The following is a 15744-nucleotide window of genomic DNA, read 5'->3' on the forward strand; positions in this document are numbered from 1 at the left end:
TCGCCCCTTTACGCCTGCTGCTCGGCAGCGGCGGCCTCGGCCTGGGCGCGCTGCTCGGCGGCCTCGCGCTCGAAGGTCTCAAAGCCGTTCTTGTCGATCCAGGGGATCAGCGAGGCGTCGTCCTCGCGCACGATATGACCCTTGACCATAACGTGGACGCGGTCGACATCCAAGTGCTCCAGGATGCGCGTGTTGTGCGTGATGATGAGCATGGAGCCGTCGCAGCTCTTGCGGTAGGCGTCCATGCCGTGGCTGACGGTGGAAAGCGCGTCGACGTCTAGGCCTGAGTCGGTCTCGTCCAGAATGGCGAGCTTGGGCTGCAGCAGCAGAAGCTGGAGCATCTCGACCTTCTTCTTCTCGCCGCCCGAGAAGCCCACGCCCAGCTCGCGGTTGAGATAGGCGGTATCCATGTTGAGCTCGGCCGCGAGCTCCTTGACGCGGCGGCGGAACTCCTTGCCCTTCATCTCCAGACCGGGGCGGCCGGCGATGCTGGCGCGCAAAAAGCTCGACAGCGGCACGCCCGGGATCTCGACCGGGGCCTGAAAGCTCAGGAACAGGCCGGCACGCGAGCGCTTGTCGGTGGTGAGCTCGGTGATGTCCTGGCCGTCAAAGATGATGCGGCCGTCGTTGACGGTGTAGACGGGGTCGCCCATGACCAGGTGACCAAGGGTGGACTTACCCGCGCCGTTGGGTCCCATCAACACGTGGGTCTCGCCGGCGGCGACGTTAAGGTTGACGTTGTGGAGGATGGTCTTCTCGTCCACGGAGGCGGTTAGACCTTCGATGGAAAGCAGCGGATTTGCGCTCATGCTGTCCCTCTCTGTATATGGTGTACTCATGGGTGTACGAAACCCTAGGAATCTTCTCGGAATAAAGTTACTATGGGTTCGGCGTTAGTCAAGGGAAAACCCGACTAATCCACTCGACTTTTCTAGATGTGGGACAAAATAACCTGTTGTGTTTGTCCCACTTACTTAAGATTTGGGACAAACAAACCTGGTTATGTTGTCCAAGATGCGATGGGAGGGTAGGTATGCTCATTTCTTCTAAGGGCCGCTATGCCCTCCGACTGATGATCTATATCGCAGCGCTGGGCGACGCCGAGGGCAAGATCGCTCTGCGCGAGGTCGCCGACCGCGAGCGTATCTCGCAAAAGTATCTGGAGCAGCTGGTTCGTCCGCTCATGAAGGCGGGCCTACTTAAGAGCGTGCGCGGCAAGGGCGGCGGCTACATGATGGCCAAGGACCCGGCCGAGGTGCGTGCCGGCGACATCCTGCGCGCCGTCGAAGGCAGCACGGCTCCGGTGGCGTGCGATGGCATCGACAACAGCTGCGCCCGCAGCGATCTTTGCTCGACCGTCAAATTCTGGCGCGGTCTGGACGACGTGATCGAAAAGTACGTCGACGGCGTGACGTTGGCCGACCTTGCTGCCGTCCCCGAGATCAACTTCGACATTAAGCTGTAGGGCTGCAGATGGTATCTCTCGACAAGGTGTACAAGCAAATTGAGATTTTTGCTCGGGAATGTGACGCCGAGAGGGTTGTGCTGTTTGGTTCTCGTGCCCGCGGTGACAACTTGCCTAAGAGCGATATTGATATTGCTGTAGCAGGTTGCCGGGATTTCGACCGTTTCTCATATCTGATAGAGGAGCGTCTTGATACTCTTTTAGATATAGACGTCGTCAATCTGGATGAGTCCTTATCGCAGCAATTGCTCGATGAAATTGCCAGGGATGGTGTGATTCTGTATGAAAAAATATGAGAACTTTGCCAGCGCCTTGGCGAATCTTGAGGATGCACCCAATCAGGATCTTAGCAATGATTTTGTTCAGAGTGGATTGATTAATAAGTTCAACCTTCAGTTTGAACTGAGCTGGAAGCTCCTTAAACGTCTGCTCGAGTATGAGGGCGCCACGCTTGCTGCATCGGGGTCTCCTCGTGCCATCTTGAAGGAAGCCTACCGATTCTACGACTTTATTGATGAGGCGGCATGGCTAGATATGCTCAGAGACCGCAATACGAACGTCCATATCTATGACAACAAGCTCGCTCAAGATTTGATTCAGCGTATCTTAAACGTCTATATCCCCGCTTTCTGTCGGTTGAGAGACGGGCTGATGGGACGCTACGGCGATCTTCTTCTGGTGCCCGACGACCAGTTTGTTTAATTCCTTTAGATTTCGCGGATTTCGCGGAGGGTTGTTGCCGTTTACCGAGGGGTTGTTGTGCAACAACGGGTGAGCTGCAATACTTAATTCTATCTTTGCAAACCGCACTTTAACTACACCAATGCAGGGAGGATCTTATGCAGCCCAAGCATTCTGCTATTGTCGCGGGCCTGACGCTGGCGCTTTCGTTTGGCGCCGTTACCGCACCCGCGCCCGCCGCCGCCGAGGAGCCCACGCCGGGCGTTGCCTCGGATGCCACCGATATCGACAAAGGTCTCTACACCCAGCAGTCCTTCTCGGGCGTGCTGAGGTCGGTCCAGGGCGTTTCGTTTGTCAACGTGACTCCCGAGATGAAGTACTTTACCAAGTACGAGAGCCATGGCAACTACAACCAGGGCTTTTCGTATGGCGACGGCTACAACGCGCTGGGTTATTACCAGTTCGACCGTCGTTGGTCGCTCATCCCGTTTATGAAGCAGGCCTACAACTACAACCCCGAAAAATACTGCATGCTCAAGGATGCGATTGATCGCGGCAGCGAGATTTCCAACACGAGCAATGCCATGTACGAGAACGGCCAGCTCACCGAGCTGGGCCATATCGCGCAGGATGCCTTCCAAGGTGCTTATAACACCGATCCTGTTGAGTTCTCAGCACTTCAAGATGCCTATGCGTACAACTCGTACTATGCGGTGACCGAGGCGTGGCTTAAGAGCGCTCTTGGCATTGACATCTCCGGCCGCGCCGATTGCGTCAAGGGCATGGTGTGGAGCATCACCAACATGTGCGGCACCGGTGGTTGCAGGGACTTCTTCCGTTGGGCAAACCTTTCTAACAGTATGACTGATCGCGAGTTTGTGACGGCGCTTTCCAACAGTGTGGTCAATAACGTGGCGACCAAGTATTCGAGCCAGCCCCAGTATCATGAGGGCTGGAAGAACCGCTACCGCAACGAGCTGAAGGACTGCTTGGTTTATATCGCCGAGGACGAGGCCGCTGCCGCTGCGACGCCCGTGCAGCCCGAGCCCACGCCGGCGCCCTCGCCGACGCCTGATTCGAATGACGACTCGAGCGACGATGCCAACGATGACAGGATGGATTCGCCCTCGACCGATGCTGACGGTGATGGCTCTGCTGGTGGCACTACCAACAACGGCTCTACCTCGAACGGCTCCGTTTCGAACGGCTCTGCTGCGGGCGATTCGTCTTCAAGCTCTGCAGGCAATACGGACAGCGACGCTTCTGGTTCGACCGGCGCTGGCACCTCTAACTCATCCACCGGCTCGAGCGATTCGTCCGTTGGCACCGGCTCTAACAACGGCTCCGGCTCTGACGCAACCCCTGGTTCCGATGCTTCCAAGGATGACTCGAATAAGGCGCCGGACGTTCCCGTTGCTTCGCCGGACAAGAAGCCTTCTTTCTCCGAGCAGCTTGGTTCTACGCTGGGCTCTTCGCTGATGGCTGGCGTCAATAACGGCTCGACCCAGAACAAGGGCAACTCTGATCAGGTTTCCACGGAAAAGATCGAAGCCGCAAAGGGCGACTCCAAGGACAAGGCTTCCGAGAAGACCGAATCCGATAAGGGTTCTAGCTCTGAGGAGAAGAGCGACAAGTCCGAACAGAAGAAGGACGAGGATAAGAAGTCTGAATCTGAGGAGAAGGACAAGAGCAAGGCCGAGGGCGAAAAGAAACAGTCCGAAGACGACGACAAGAGCGGTGCTGACAACCAGGTCCAAGAGCAAAATGACTCCAAAACGGTGACCACCACGACCACGACGACTACAACTACCAAGTCCTCGGGCGGCAACATGCCCAAGACGGGCGATCTGATTGTGATGGCGAGCCTTGCCAGTGCAAGCTTGGCCACACTGGGCGCTACGTCTATCGTAAGTGGTAAGCATAAGCTCGATCAGCAGAAGAAGGCTTCTGGGGAGGACGGCTTGGAGGAGTAATCTTCCAGATCGTTTTCTATAAGAGTTTGGGACGGGGTCCGGTGCGGCGGCATCGGCCCCCCTTTTTTTGTTGTGCAACGATTTGTTATGCCCCCTCGGGGGTCTGTTGCTACCGCTGCCCGAAACGTTTGCATGTCGATATTGTTGCGCTCTACCCGCTCGCTACAATGGGCATCGTGCTGCGTTAGAAGGAGAGTTTACGGTGTCTGAACAGGTGAATTGTGGTTTTACTCATGCGTTTGGTGCACGGTTGCTCAATCATGCGGATAGCGCAGCTCTACCGGTTGATGCACGCGACTTTTCCGATGCAATCAATCGGTGTTTACTCGTCGATAAGACTATGTTTATTGCCGATATATTGGACAGTGAAGCACCTGTTGCGCTTTGCTGTCGGCCCAAGGGTTTTGGCAAGAGCATGAATTTATCGATGCTCAAGTGCTATTTGGAACGACCTGATCGCCGGCTGCCGGATCGAAGCCTGTTCGCTGGTACCCAGATTTGGCAGGCGGGCGGCGGTCGCTATCGTGATGAGTACGCGAGTTATCCGGTCATCATGCTCGACTTTACAGCTGCCGCTTCGAGGCATGGTGCTGGTGCTGCGGCAGCAATTCGCGGGGCTGTCGTGCGCGAGTGCGCCCGATTACTGCCGCTGCTTGCCGCGCCTGATCTGTCAAGACGTGAGGTTCGTCTTATCGAGAGGGCGGCGCGTGGGGTGGCCAGCGATAAGGAGATCGATGCGGCGCTTGGCGTGCTTATCAAGCTGCTCCAGGCAGCTTTCGATGAGCAGGTTGTTCTTCTGATAGACGACTACGACGCGGTATGTCCAAAGCGTTTGGACGCTAAGGACGACGGTAGCGTGGATTCCCTAGAGTCGCTCAGCCGAATGCTGTTCGACACCATTGCCGACGCCGGCGACTCGTTGCGATTGACGTGTCTTATGGGCGAGCGCCCCGGTCCTGCCGAGCTTGCGTTGTCCCAACGTGGGGTTTCCTATCGGTCGGCGACGGCGTTGTCGAGTTGGTGTGATCGATGGTTCGGTTTTTCGGACGACGAAGTCCAAGTGCTGTTGGATTGCATCGGTCGCAACGGCTGTCTGGATGACGCGCGTGAGTGGCTCGAGGGCTATCTGTTTGGTGGTTTTTATTGCTCGAGCCCGGAGCGCGTGGTGGACTACGCACATCGCGATTGCGTCGCGCCCGTTCGGGCGGATCTGTATGGTTACGCCGACCGTCTGGGCGCATGCGTCGGCGACTGGAATCTCATTCGCCTGTCCACATTGTTCGATTTGGTTGAGCCGCATGGGTTTATTGAGGCGCCAGTGCATATGCATGCCGAGGAGGTCGATGCCGCCAAGCCCGAAGATATCTGGACTGCGCTGTATCTGTCTGGATTCCTTACGACGGATATGACGGGGCATTCGGAGGACGGCGCGTGCCTTCGTTCCCTGCGTCTGCCTAATAACGAAGTGCGTCAGGCGCTCCGTCTTGTAATTCTGGAATGGTTTGAGTGCGCCGTTGAGGACGTTGGAGTTATCGACTCGTTCCATGACGGGCTGTGTCGAGGAGACGAGGACACTGTAAAGCAAGCTTTGAGCTGTGCTATCGGCGATCTGGGCATCGATGTGGGCCAATCAGATATGCCGACAGCCTATCATCTGGCGCTTCAGGGGCTCTGCTTTGGACTGCCCGGCTATTGCAATCCCAGCTCCAAGCGAAGTGGCGTCTCGGATCGCTGGGATATCCAGGTGATTCCCACCGGTCGGGTGTTTGACGTGGCCGACACGCTCGGCATGCTTGATGAGCGACCGCTCATTACGGTCAACATGTTGTACGACCCTGGCGTCGATGCCCTGGGCCTGGAACTGTTGGCGGTTCAGGCGCTACTCGACATAGAGCGCGACGGCATCGATGATATCCGCGTGCCGCGCCCCGCCGTCGGGCGCATGCGTTGGGGCTTTGGCTTTGACGGTCAGCGTGTGTCCGTGGTGTGTCAACGACTGTAGCGGCGGGCGAAAGCCCTTTACTACTCGGCGTCCTTCAGGGGCGGCATGGGCTTCCAGTTGGGATCCTTAACGATCTTGCGGGCGTCCTTCATGCCGCGGCGCAGCGCCGGAATGCCGGTCTTAAAGCATTTGTCGACTGCTGCCAGACGAATGAACTCCTTGCAGAAGGTCGCGGCATTGCCCAGACGGAACAGCATGGGGTGGTAGTCACCGTAGATCTGCATATAGCGAGCGAGGAAGCCTCGGTTGCGCATGATGTAGTAGCGGTTGGTGTCGCTCGTGGAGTTGAGCTGTCGTTTGCCGGCGATATCCCAGTTGGAGACGGCGCGGGCGCGCTTGAGCACCACGTCGGCAACCACGGCGGCGGGGAAGTGCTGGCTGGCCACGTAGCCGTAGCAGGCATCGTCGCCGTAGATAAAGAAGCGCGCGTCGGGCAGGCCAATCTTGTCGACCACGCGGCGCGAGAACATGCCGCCCTCAAAGCACAGTTGGTTCATGGTGCGGTGGCCCTCGGGCCCCAAGTCCCACTTGGCGATGGGGTTAGGGATGCCGAGCGAAAGGATGAGCTGGTACTGCCAAAAGAAAGCGCCGCCGTCAAAGTCCAGGCGCGAACCCTGGATGACATCGTAGCGGTCGGTCCACTTGGCAAGACGCTCGATGCCTTCGGGGATGACGAGCACGTCGTCGTCCATCACCCAGAACCACTGGGCCCCCAGATCGTAGGCGCATTTAGTGCCAGCGGAGAAGCCGCCCGCACCGCCGCCGTTTTCGAGCTGCGGGGCGTAGATGACACGGTCGGTGCCGCCCTGCGCGTCGGGCTGCTCGGTGTCGATGCCCCACAGGCTGGCCAGGCGCTCGTTGAATGCGGTGCACATGGCCTCGGTCTCGCGCGAATTCTCGTTATCGACAATCACGATGCGCCAGGGCGTTGCCGTGAGCTCGGTCATGGAGTCGAACAGGTTGGCCAGGAGTTCCTGGCGCTTGTACGTAACGACAACGATGGCGAGCTTATCGATGGGAGCGGGAAGGGTTGAAGGCATGGGGCAATATATCCTTTCACGCGCGGCGGGCGAGCGCTGCGCGGAAGCTATCGAATACGTCCTTGGGACTGTTCTATTGTAAAGGCTCACCGCACCTTGTCGGCAAGCTTTGAATAAAACGCAGGAACCTGCCATGGGCCCGCCGCATGACGTGCGGCTACTTTGCCCGCAAGAGGCTCCATAGATTATATAAACGCCCGCTGGCGCGCTGACCCTTTGATACCATGAAACGACAGGTATTTCCTAAGGAGCACATTTGTCTACTAACGTCTCTGGCAGCCCTGTTCTGTCGCTGCTTATTCCCATTTACAATGTTCAGCGCTACCTGCGCGAGTGTCTCGATTCCGCCCTGGCACAGACGCTCAAGGATATTGAGATCATCTGCATTAACGACGGGTCGACCGACAACTCGCCGGCGATTATTCGCGAGTATATGGAGCGCGATAGGCGCGTCAAGATGATCGACAAGGCCAACAGCGGCTACGGCGACTCGATGAACCACGGTCTGGAGATGGCGCGTGGCAAGTACGTTGGCATCTTGGAGTCCGATGACTTTATGGCGTCCGACGCACTCGAAAAGCTTGTCTCGGCCGCCGATAGCAATAATGCCGACTTTGCGAAGGCGAACTTTGATTTCTACTGGTCTAAGCCCGAGGAACGCCGTTCGCTGCACGAGATGTTTAGACCTCAGGATTGTGGCAAGCCAGTGCATCCGAGCGATACGACGCAGTTCTTTAAGCAAAAGCCATCGATTTGGTCGGCCGTGTACCGTCGCGATTTTCTTGAGCGCAACGGCATTACGTTCCTGCCGACTCCGGGGGCATCCTTTCAGGACACGTCATTCGCCTTTAAGGTGATCGCGTGCGCCGATAAGGCTGTTTACCTGCACGATGCCGTGCTGTCGTATCGCCAGGACAACGAGAATTCCTCGGTCAATTCTTCGGCTAAGGTCTTTTGCGTCAATACCGAGTATGCCGAGATCGAGCGTTGGATTCGAGAGGATTATGCCCGTGACCACGCAAGTGATGACGTCGCGCGCATGCTCAAGTTCAATCAGCTCATTAAGTACGATTCGTATATGTGGAACTACGTGCGCTTGGCGCCTAAGTTCTATAAGGAGTTCCTGGTTCAGATGGCCAAGGAGTTCCAAGCGGCCTTGGACGCGGGGGAGTTTTCGCTTGACGACCTCAAGCCGTGGAAGCGCGCAAATCTCGCTGCCATCCTCAAAGATCCTGAGGGCTGGGTTGACGAGCATCCGAGTTTTGCGACGGATGGTGCCTTGGGGCGTGCTAAGTATTACGCCTCGGTTGGAGGCCCAGGCGTGGTTGCTGCCTTCCTCATCGAATCGCTGAGGGGGTAGGTCGACATGGGAGAGACTTTGACCCCCAAAGCGACCATTGTCGTCCCCGTTTACAACTCTGCGCGCTCCATTCAGCGATGCCTCGATTCGCTGTTGGCTCAGTCCGAACGCTCGATTCAGGTTGTCTGCGTCAACGACGGTTCGACTGATGATTCGTTGAACGTGTTGCGCCAGGTCGCGCAGGCCGACGATCGCGTACTGGTGATTGACCAGGAAAATGCGGGTGTCTCGTGTGCTCGAAATGCCGGTATCGATGCCGCCGAGGGCGAGACCGTCTTTTTTGTGGACGCCGACGATTATATCGATGCCCAGACGGTCGAGCGCGTACTGCATGCCATGGAGTCTGCAGATGCCGAGGCCGCCGTTTTTGGCGGCGTCTGTGAACCAGCCGATGCTGCCCCCAAACGCGTCCATCAACTCATGAGCCCCAAAGCCGGTACCTTCGACGCCCGTGATCCCCAACTTCTGTTCCATTCGAATGCGCAGCCCTATGCCTGCCGCGTGGCTTTTTCGCGCGAGCTGCTCAATCGCGAAGGCATTCGCTTCGCCCCCGGTTTGGCTTTGGGCGAGGACGTCGTCTTCCAATTTGCGGCTTATGCGCTTGCCCGCAAGACCGTCGTCATGCCGGACAAGTTCTACCACTACGTGATGGAGAGCGAATCGGCGACGCACGAGTTCAACAGTGCCGAGGCTCGCGCCAAAAAGCTTGACGCCCACATGAGAATGCTCGAGGAGGTCTTGGAGGGCTGGGCGGCCTACGGTCTTTTGGACCTGTGCCCCGGCGAGCTGATCACCTGGTTCCTGGACCTCATTGTGTTCGACCTGGCGCGCTTGGATGCCGATGACTTCCATCGCGTGGCGGCTCGCGTCAACATGGACCTCACGACGTTTTTGGGAACGGAGTGGGCGGATATGCCTGCTAAGGGCGCCGTTCGCCGTGTTGCCCACAAGCTCGTTGCGGCGACCTCGGGCGTTTCGATGGCAGATGCCGCGCTGTTCTATCTTTCGACTCGCGGTCTCAAAGCCTGCCTGGAGCGTTTTATCTAATTCCAAGCGCTGCCGCCCGCCGCAACTCGGCTGCTAAAATAACCCTGTTACACGCTATTCAACAGGAGGTTCTCTTGCAGAACTCTGATACCCCTAAAGTTTCGCTTCTTGTTCCCATCTGCAATGTTGAGCGCTACCTGCGTGAGTGCCTCGATTCCGCCGTGGCGCAGACGCTCGAGGACATCGAGATCATCTGCATCAACGACGGCTCCACCGATAGCTCGCCAGATATCATCCGCGAGTACATGGAGCGCGACCCCCGTGTAAAGATGATCGACAAGGCCAACAGCGGCTACGGCGACTCGATGAACCGCGGCCTGGAGATGGCGCGCGGCGAGTACGTGGGCATCCTTGAGTCCGACGACTTTATGTTTGAGGATTCACTCCAAAAGCTGGTCGCCAAGGCCGATGCCGAGCATGCCGATGTGGTAAAGGGCGACTTTTACCTGTATTGGTCCACGCCCAGCGAGCGGCGTGAGCTGTTTGGGATCATCGACGAGCATATGACGGGCGCCGCGTATCGCCCCGTCGATCGCCCGGGCATCTTCTACCGCAAACCTTCCATTTGGTCGGCTATCTACCGGCGCGAGTTCCTCAACGACAATCAGATTCGGTTTCTTCCCACGCCAGGTGCTTCGTATCAGGATGCGGGTTTTAACTTTAAGGTCTGGGCATGCGCCGAGCGTGCTGCGTTTATCGCGGACCCCATTTTGTGCTATCGCCAAGATAACGAGAAGAGCTCCGTTAATTCTCCTAACAAGGTGTTTTGCGTGTGCGACGAATATACCGAGATGCAGCGCTTTTTGGATGAACGCCCCGAGCTTAAGGCTCAGCTTCAGGGTATTTTAATGCGCATGAAGGTCGATACGTACCGTTGGAATGATGAGCGCCTGGTCGATGAATTGCGCGAGCAGTTTTGGGAGAAGGCATCTCCCGAGCTCAAGGCCGATTGGGATGCCGGTCGCTTTGACCTGTCTCTCTTCGACCCGCGTGGCGAGACCGACTTGCGACTGATGGTCAAGTCGCCCCGCGCCTATATCGATTCGCGCTTTGATTTTAAGAAGCCGGGCAAGCTCAATACGTTTAAACACTACTTTAAGATCGGCGGCCTGCCGCTGGTCTGGCGCGTGCTGACGTATCAGCGCGCCTACGGCGACAACCCGCACCCCGATGACGTTCCGGTCGCACAGTAGGAGCACTTGACTATGGCTACCCCCAAGATTTCCGTTGTCGTTCCTATCTATAACGTGGAGGAGTGCCTGGCCTGGTGCCTGGACTCCCTGCTTGCGCAGGACATGCCCGATTGGGAAGGCGTGCTGGTCAACGATGGCTCGCCGGACGGTTCGCGCGATATTGCGGCTGCCTATTGCGAAAAGGACGCGCGCTTTACGCTGGTCGATAAGCCCAACGGCGGCCTGTCGAGCGCCCGCAATGCGGGTATCGCTGCGTCCACGGCGCCTATTGTTGCTTTTTTGGATTCCGACGACCGCTTTACGCCCGATGCATGCCGCGTGATCGTCGATGCCTTTGAACGCGAGGATTGCGACGTGTTGACCTTTGGCGCGAATCCGTATCCGCTGGAGGCGGGGTATCCGTGGCTTAACTATGTGCTGAGCCCGCGCGATGTGTCGTTTGAAGGCTATAGCTCTGACCTGCTGTTTAAGGAAGCGTCTCGCCCCTTTGCATGGCGCACCGCCTGCAAGCGTGAGTTTTTGCTGGGCAACGGGATCGTGTTTGACGAAACCGTTAAGTATGGCGAGGACCAGGTCTTCGATTTTGCCGTGTACGGTCGTTCGCGTAAGACCGCGCTTATCTCGAACAAGCTGTATGACTACCGCGTGGCGCGCAAGGGCTCGCTTATGGACACCATGCGCTATGACGACGAGACGCGACTGCTGGAGCACGTGAAGATTTACTCCGCGGTGCTGGCTGACTGGCAACGCGACGGTCTCGATGTCCAGTATGCCGATGACCTGGCGTACTTCCTATGCGATCTGGTGCTGTACGATGCGCTCAGGTTGCTGGGTTCGGACTGCGGCAAGGTGTTTGCCGCCGTTGCCGCGGCGCTTGCCGGTTCTGCCGTGGGCAGCGATGCTGCGCTCGCACAATGCGCTCCTTCTGTTGCCGCTATGGTGCGTGCGGCGCTTACCAGCAAGGCCCCCAATGCCCGTGAGTGCAAAAAGCTCATGTTCGATTACGACGTCTTGAGGTTTGGACGCCTGGGTGCCTGCAAACGTATGGCAGCGAACGCCCTGGGAAAGCGAGAAGTGTAGATGAGTATCAAGCGTTTGGCACTTTGCCGCAGTCAGGGCCGTCTGTTTGTGCTGCTTCGTTTTGCCGGTCAGGATGTCGCCGCGCTTATTGAACGGGAGGGTTCTCAAGCGTTTGCCCATGCGACGACGAGCGGTTCTTGTGTGCCGTCGCTGGTGCTCCCGGTCGATCATGGCCGTGTGCTGGCGCTTTGCCCTTCCGTTTCCGATTACGAGCGCGAGCTCGCCGTCTTGGTGCTTCCCTTTTTGGACGGCTCTACGATTGACGTCGCATTTGCGTCCGATGGCCAAAAGCTTGGCTCCATTCGCCCCGATAGCCGCGTGGCCAAGCTGGAATCCAAGGTTAACTACAAAGCAAAGCCTGCGCTGTGCGCGCTTATCCGCGATGCGCAGCGTGGCGAATGCTGCGGTCGCTACGAGATCGATGCCATTCGCTATTTGCCGGCAGACGCCGGCGCGGTGTGGCGCTATGAGGTTACCTGGGCGGGAGACCCCCAGTGCACCCCTGAGTTCCAGATCTTCGATACACATATGAACGCCATCGATGTTACCGTGCATGTTTTTGAATCGCAGGTTGACGTGCCGCAGCAGAACGGATGCCGCGTCAATAAAACGTATCTGAGCGTAGAGATGCCTCAGGATATACGGGATTTTGTCGCGATTGCGGCTGATCCCACGGGCCTAATCCAGAGCGGGTTTTGCGCCATGGATGGTCGCCTGTACAACGGCATGGTCGACGACAGCTGGAACCGCATGAAGGACGCGCGTGCAGACGATGCAGCTTATCGACGTTGGTTTGAACAGCATCGCGCAAAGCCGGGCGATTTGGTGTGCCAGCGTGTCGCTTCGGCGGCCTTTGCCTATAGGCCGCTCGTGAGCATTGTGGTGCCGTGCTACAAGACTGATCGGGTCTACCTGCGCGAGCTGCTGGACTCGGTGCTAGCCCAGAGCTATGACAACTGGGAATTGCTGCTCATGGATGCCTCGCCCGAATGGGATGCGGTGGCCACTCTTGCGGCAGACGCCAACGACGAGCGCGTTCGCCGCATCGAGCTTTCCGGCAACGGCGGCATTGTGCTCAACACCAACGCAGGTATCGAGCAAGCGACAGGCGACTACATCGCGTTCTTGGACCACGATGACATCCTGGAACCGGACGCATTATTCCACTATGTTTCTGCGCTGAACAAGGCTGCCGAGGGAGAGCGTCCCCAGGTCCTGTTCTGCGACGAGGACATGTTCCAGAAAACGGGGGAGTGGGGCCAGCCGGTCTTTAAGACGCGACTCAACGTCGACCTGCTCTATAGCCATAACTGCGTGACGCATTTCCTGATGGTGGAGAAGGCGCTCATCGATTGCATTGGCATGTCGCCGGAAGACGTCGCGGGCGCCCAGGATTACGACCTGACGCTCCGCTGCCTTGCGGCGGGCGCGCGCTTTGAGCATATTGCGCACGTGTTGTATCACTGGCGCGTGCATCCGGGGTCGACCGCCGACGGATCCGCCGACAGCAAACCGTATGCCATCGAGGCCGGACGCCTGGCCCTGCAGCGTCACTTTGGCTCGCTGGGCGTTCATGGAGCGGTCGAGGAGTCCGAAACTCCGTTTGTCTACCGTATGCGCTATGCGCTGCCAGAGCCTGCACCGCTGGTGAGCATTGTGATTCCCACCAAGGATCACGTCGAGACGCTCGACGCCTGCGTGATGTCGATCGCTCAGAAGGCCACGTATGCCAACTACGAGATCGTTTTGGTGGAGAACAACAGCGAAGTCCCAGAGACGTTTGCGTATTACGAAACCCTGCCGGAGCGCGTAACCGCTGCATCTGGTGGCAAGGGCAGCGCGCGCGTTGTGTACTGGCCGGGCGAGTTCAATTACTCCCAGATCATCAACTTTGGCGTTGAGCATGCTAAGGGCGACTATCTACTGCTGCTCAACAACGATACCGAGGTCATAAGCCCGGACTTTATCGAAGAGATGATGGGTTATCTGCAGCGTCCCGATGCGGGCGTGGTGGGTGCCAAACTCTATTTTGCCGATCATCTGGTGCAGCATGCCGGCATTTTGGTTGGCGTGCGTGGTGCGCTTGCCCATGCTAACCAGGACTTCTCGGCAAAGCGCGAGGGCTATCTTGCCCGCGCTGTGCGCCCGGGCAACTTTAGCGCCGTAACGGGTGCCTGCCAGATGGTGCGACGCGACGTATTTGAGCGCGTCGGCGGCTACAACGAGGAATTCGCCGTTGGCTTTAACGACGCAGACTTTTGCCTGCGCGTATGGGAGGCGGGCTACCACACCATCTATACGCCTTATGCCGAGCTGTATCACTACGAGTTCACCTCGCGCGGCAGGGAAGAGGCCAACGAGGAAAAGCTGCGCCGCTGGAAGCGCGAGCAAGCGCTGTTTATGCAGCGCTGGCCGGAGTTTTTCTTGACGGGTGATCCGTGGTTGGGGCCTAACTTATCTGCCGAGAGTGAGTATTTCTCGCTTTAGACAATGGTTTAACTGCTGTCGAGAACCGCTAAGACCACTAAGGGCTATGCCTATCTGGTGCAAATGGTCGGTTACTCCATTTGGCAGCGCGCCAACTTGCATCGTGCCAAAAGTGCCATTGTGAGCGAACACGATGTCACCGAAGGCATTGCGCTGGCAGAGGCTCGTTTTCACGATGTTGTTCACGAGCCCGCGATTTCTGGACTGGGACTTAACGATATCAAATACCTTTTGGCGATGTGCGAGGATAAACAACAGTCCAAATCAGCCGAGATTGCTAAGCGCATGGGTAAAAAGACCAATGAGATCAGCTCTATTAGGGCCAAATTGCTACAAAGAGAGGTTATTCAGGCACCACAGAGGGGCTACGTGCAGTTTGCCGTGCCGGACCTAGATATCTATCTGCGAGAGAATGCTGCGGAGATTCTCGAGCGGTTCTAAATCGAGGCATGAATAGCCGCCGGTTAACTGCCTTTGTCGACTTGGCTCGCGTCCCCCCCAATCTAGTAGACTTTAAACCGTTGCTAGATTAGGGGGATTTTCAATGAAACGCTCCATGAAACTGGTTTCTGCGAGGACCTCGTGCTGGTGGGGGACGTCAGCACCGGCAAGACGCACATGGCCTCGGCGCTGTGCATGCTGGCGTGCGAGCGGAGGATGGAGGCCCGCTTCTTCACCGCGTCATCGCTCGTCATGCGGCTGCGGCGCGCCCGCGACGAGGGGCGCCTTGACCGTGAGGCCGCGCTCATCGGCTGCGCTAGGCTGCTCGTCATCGACGAGCTCGGCTTCCTGCCGCTGGATCTCGACGGCGCGCGCGCTCTTCTAGGTGTTCGCCGACGCCTACGAGCGGCAGTCGGTGGTCATCACCACGAACCTGGAGTTCAGCCGGTGGGGCGCGGTGTTCGGCGACGACCAGATGGCGGCGGCCGTGCGCATCGCCAGGGCCACGGCCATGTGGGTCTTGCCCCTGCCGGTCTTGCCGAAGAACACGAGGTCCTCGCGGGGGCCGACGAAGCCCAGCGAAAGCATGTCGTCGCGGCCCCAGCCCTCGGAGAACCGCACGTGCGACCAGTCGAACCCCTCGGCCGACTTGTGCACGGGGAGCCTCGCCTGCCTGAGCAGCCGTGCCCTCTTGGTCGCGTCCCTGTGCGCGAGCTCGGCCTCGAGCATGGCCCTGCAGCTCGCCACCTGCGTCCTCTATCTTGTCCACGTCGATCATTCCCTCCTGCCTTTGCTCGTTGCCGATACGACGCACCGACAACGTTAAGGCATGCGGTCTGGTCGGCGTGGCCGTGCTCAAAACCGAAAAACTATCGTGCTCAATTCTGAAAATCGGATGTGATCAAACCCGCAATCACGACGTTAACAAACACAAATGGTTGATTTCCGATCTCAGCCGAACACATTGAGCAAATA

At 57.9% G+C, this 15744-nt stretch carries 14 protein-coding genes and 1 pseudogene; 12 read left to right on the forward strand and 3 right to left on the reverse strand.

What is annotated here, in order from left to right; genetic code table 11:
* Positions 1-8 precede the first annotated feature (8 nt).
* Positions 9-809, reverse strand: a complete 801-nt coding sequence (sufC, locus tag DWV20_RS06385; RefSeq protein ID WP_117842588.1) for a Fe-S cluster assembly ATPase SufC — start codon at positions 807-809, stop codon at positions 9-11.
* 224 nt (positions 810-1033) lie between these two features.
* Between sufC and DWV20_RS06390 the strand changes: the two genes are divergently transcribed.
* From DWV20_RS06390 to DWV20_RS06410, 5 genes are all read left to right on the forward strand, one after another.
* Positions 1034-1465 carry an Rrf2 family transcriptional regulator gene (locus DWV20_RS06390; RefSeq protein ID WP_099431873.1) on the forward strand — a complete coding sequence of 144 codons (432 nt, stop codon included), beginning with the start codon at positions 1034-1036 and terminating at the stop codon, positions 1463-1465.
* 8 nt (positions 1466-1473) lie between these two features.
* The gene (locus tag DWV20_RS06395) at positions 1474-1761 is read left to right on the forward strand and encodes a nucleotidyltransferase family protein (RefSeq protein ID WP_117655961.1); all 288 of its coding nucleotides are present in this window, start codon (positions 1474-1476) and stop codon (positions 1759-1761) included.
* On the forward strand, positions 1748-2167 hold the full coding sequence (locus tag DWV20_RS06400; RefSeq protein ID WP_117758329.1) for an HI0074 family nucleotidyltransferase substrate-binding subunit: 420 nt from the start codon (positions 1748-1750) through the stop codon (positions 2165-2167). The genes DWV20_RS06395 and DWV20_RS06400 overlap by 14 nt, the downstream gene beginning before the upstream one ends.
* 137 nt (positions 2168-2304) lie before the next feature.
* The gene (locus DWV20_RS09890) at positions 2305-4119 is read left to right on the forward strand and encodes a hypothetical protein (protein WP_158566330.1); all 1815 of its coding nucleotides are present in this window, start codon (positions 2305-2307) and stop codon (positions 4117-4119) included.
* Positions 4120-4333: 214 nt separating this feature from the next.
* Positions 4334-6121: an AAA family ATPase gene (locus DWV20_RS06410; protein ID WP_255413316.1), complete on the forward strand. Its 1788-nt coding sequence runs from the start codon at positions 4334-4336 to the stop codon at positions 6119-6121.
* Between the two features lie 20 nt (positions 6122-6141).
* Here DWV20_RS06410 and DWV20_RS06415 read toward each other — a convergent pair whose 3' ends face one another.
* Complete coding sequence (locus DWV20_RS06415; RefSeq protein ID WP_118065024.1) at positions 6142-7161, reverse strand: glycosyltransferase; 1020 nt, start codon at positions 7159-7161, stop codon at positions 6142-6144.
* Between the two features lie 256 nt (positions 7162-7417).
* Here DWV20_RS06415 and DWV20_RS06420 point away from each other — a divergent pair, with 256 nt between their 5' ends.
* The 7 genes and pseudogenes from DWV20_RS06420 to DWV20_RS06450 all read left to right on the forward strand — a co-directional run.
* Complete coding sequence (locus DWV20_RS06420) at positions 7418-8521, forward strand: glycosyltransferase (RefSeq protein ID WP_117629109.1); 1104 nt, start codon at positions 7418-7420, stop codon at positions 8519-8521.
* Between the two features lie 6 nt (positions 8522-8527).
* Positions 8528-9568, forward strand: a complete 1041-nt coding sequence (locus DWV20_RS06425; protein WP_117563896.1) for a glycosyltransferase — start codon at positions 8528-8530, stop codon at positions 9566-9568.
* 74 nt (positions 9569-9642) lie between these two features.
* Entirely contained in the window at positions 9643-10761 is a 1119-nt protein-coding gene (locus tag DWV20_RS06430; protein WP_158548912.1) for a glycosyltransferase family 2 protein, read from the forward strand.
* Positions 10762-10773: 12 nt separating this feature from the next.
* The gene (locus DWV20_RS06435; RefSeq protein ID WP_117646341.1) at positions 10774-11841 is read left to right on the forward strand and encodes a glycosyltransferase family 2 protein; all 1068 of its coding nucleotides are present in this window, start codon (positions 10774-10776) and stop codon (positions 11839-11841) included.
* Positions 11842-14328 carry a glycosyltransferase gene (locus DWV20_RS06440; RefSeq protein ID WP_118256626.1) on the forward strand — a complete coding sequence of 829 codons (2487 nt, stop codon included), beginning with the start codon at positions 11842-11844 and terminating at the stop codon, positions 14326-14328.
* Between the two features lie 120 nt (positions 14329-14448).
* Entirely contained in the window at positions 14449-14769 is a 321-nt protein-coding gene (locus DWV20_RS06445) for a hypothetical protein (RefSeq protein WP_187361856.1), read from the forward strand.
* Between the two features lie 177 nt (positions 14770-14946).
* Positions 14947-15199, forward strand: a pseudogene (locus DWV20_RS06450) (ATP-binding protein); the annotation flags it as partial.
* Here DWV20_RS06450 and DWV20_RS06455 read toward each other — a convergent pair.
* Positions 15169-15498 (reverse strand): ATP-binding protein, encoded by a 330-nt coding sequence (locus DWV20_RS06455; RefSeq protein ID WP_117757953.1) that lies wholly within the window; start codon positions 15496-15498, stop codon positions 15169-15171. The pseudogene DWV20_RS06450 and the gene DWV20_RS06455 sit on opposite strands and share 31 nt — an antisense overlap.
* Positions 15499-15744 lie beyond the last annotated feature (246 nt).

The sequence above is a fragment of the Collinsella sp. AF02-46-1 genome (assembly GCF_003465825.1).
Classification (GTDB): Bacteria; Actinomycetota; Coriobacteriia; order Coriobacteriales; family Coriobacteriaceae; genus Collinsella.

Coding starts and splice junctions, on each gene's coding strand:
- sufC (WP_117842588.1), bottom strand. CDS start 809: ATGAGCGCAAATCCGCTGCTTTCCATCGAAGGTCTAACCGCCTCCGTG.
- DWV20_RS06390 (WP_099431873.1), top strand. CDS start 1,034: ATGCTCATTTCTTCTAAGGGCCGCTATGCCCTCCGACTGATGATCTAT.
- DWV20_RS06395 (WP_117655961.1), top strand. CDS start 1,474: ATGGTATCTCTCGACAAGGTGTACAAGCAAATTGAGATTTTTGCTCGG.
- DWV20_RS06400 (WP_117758329.1), top strand. CDS start 1,748: ATGAAAAAATATGAGAACTTTGCCAGCGCCTTGGCGAATCTTGAGGAT.
- DWV20_RS09890 (WP_158566330.1), top strand. CDS start 2,305: ATGCAGCCCAAGCATTCTGCTATTGTCGCGGGCCTGACGCTGGCGCTT.
- DWV20_RS06415 (WP_118065024.1), bottom strand. CDS start 7,161: ATGCCTTCAACCCTTCCCGCTCCCATCGATAAGCTCGCCATCGTTGTC.
- DWV20_RS06425 (WP_117563896.1), top strand. CDS start 8,528: ATGGGAGAGACTTTGACCCCCAAAGCGACCATTGTCGTCCCCGTTTAC.
- DWV20_RS06435 (WP_117646341.1), top strand. CDS start 10,774: ATGGCTACCCCCAAGATTTCCGTTGTCGTTCCTATCTATAACGTGGAG.
- DWV20_RS06440 (WP_118256626.1), top strand. CDS start 11,842: ATGAGTATCAAGCGTTTGGCACTTTGCCGCAGTCAGGGCCGTCTGTTT.
- DWV20_RS06455 (WP_117757953.1), bottom strand. CDS start 15,498: ATGCTCGAGGCCGAGCTCGCGCACAGGGACGCGACCAAGAGGGCACGG.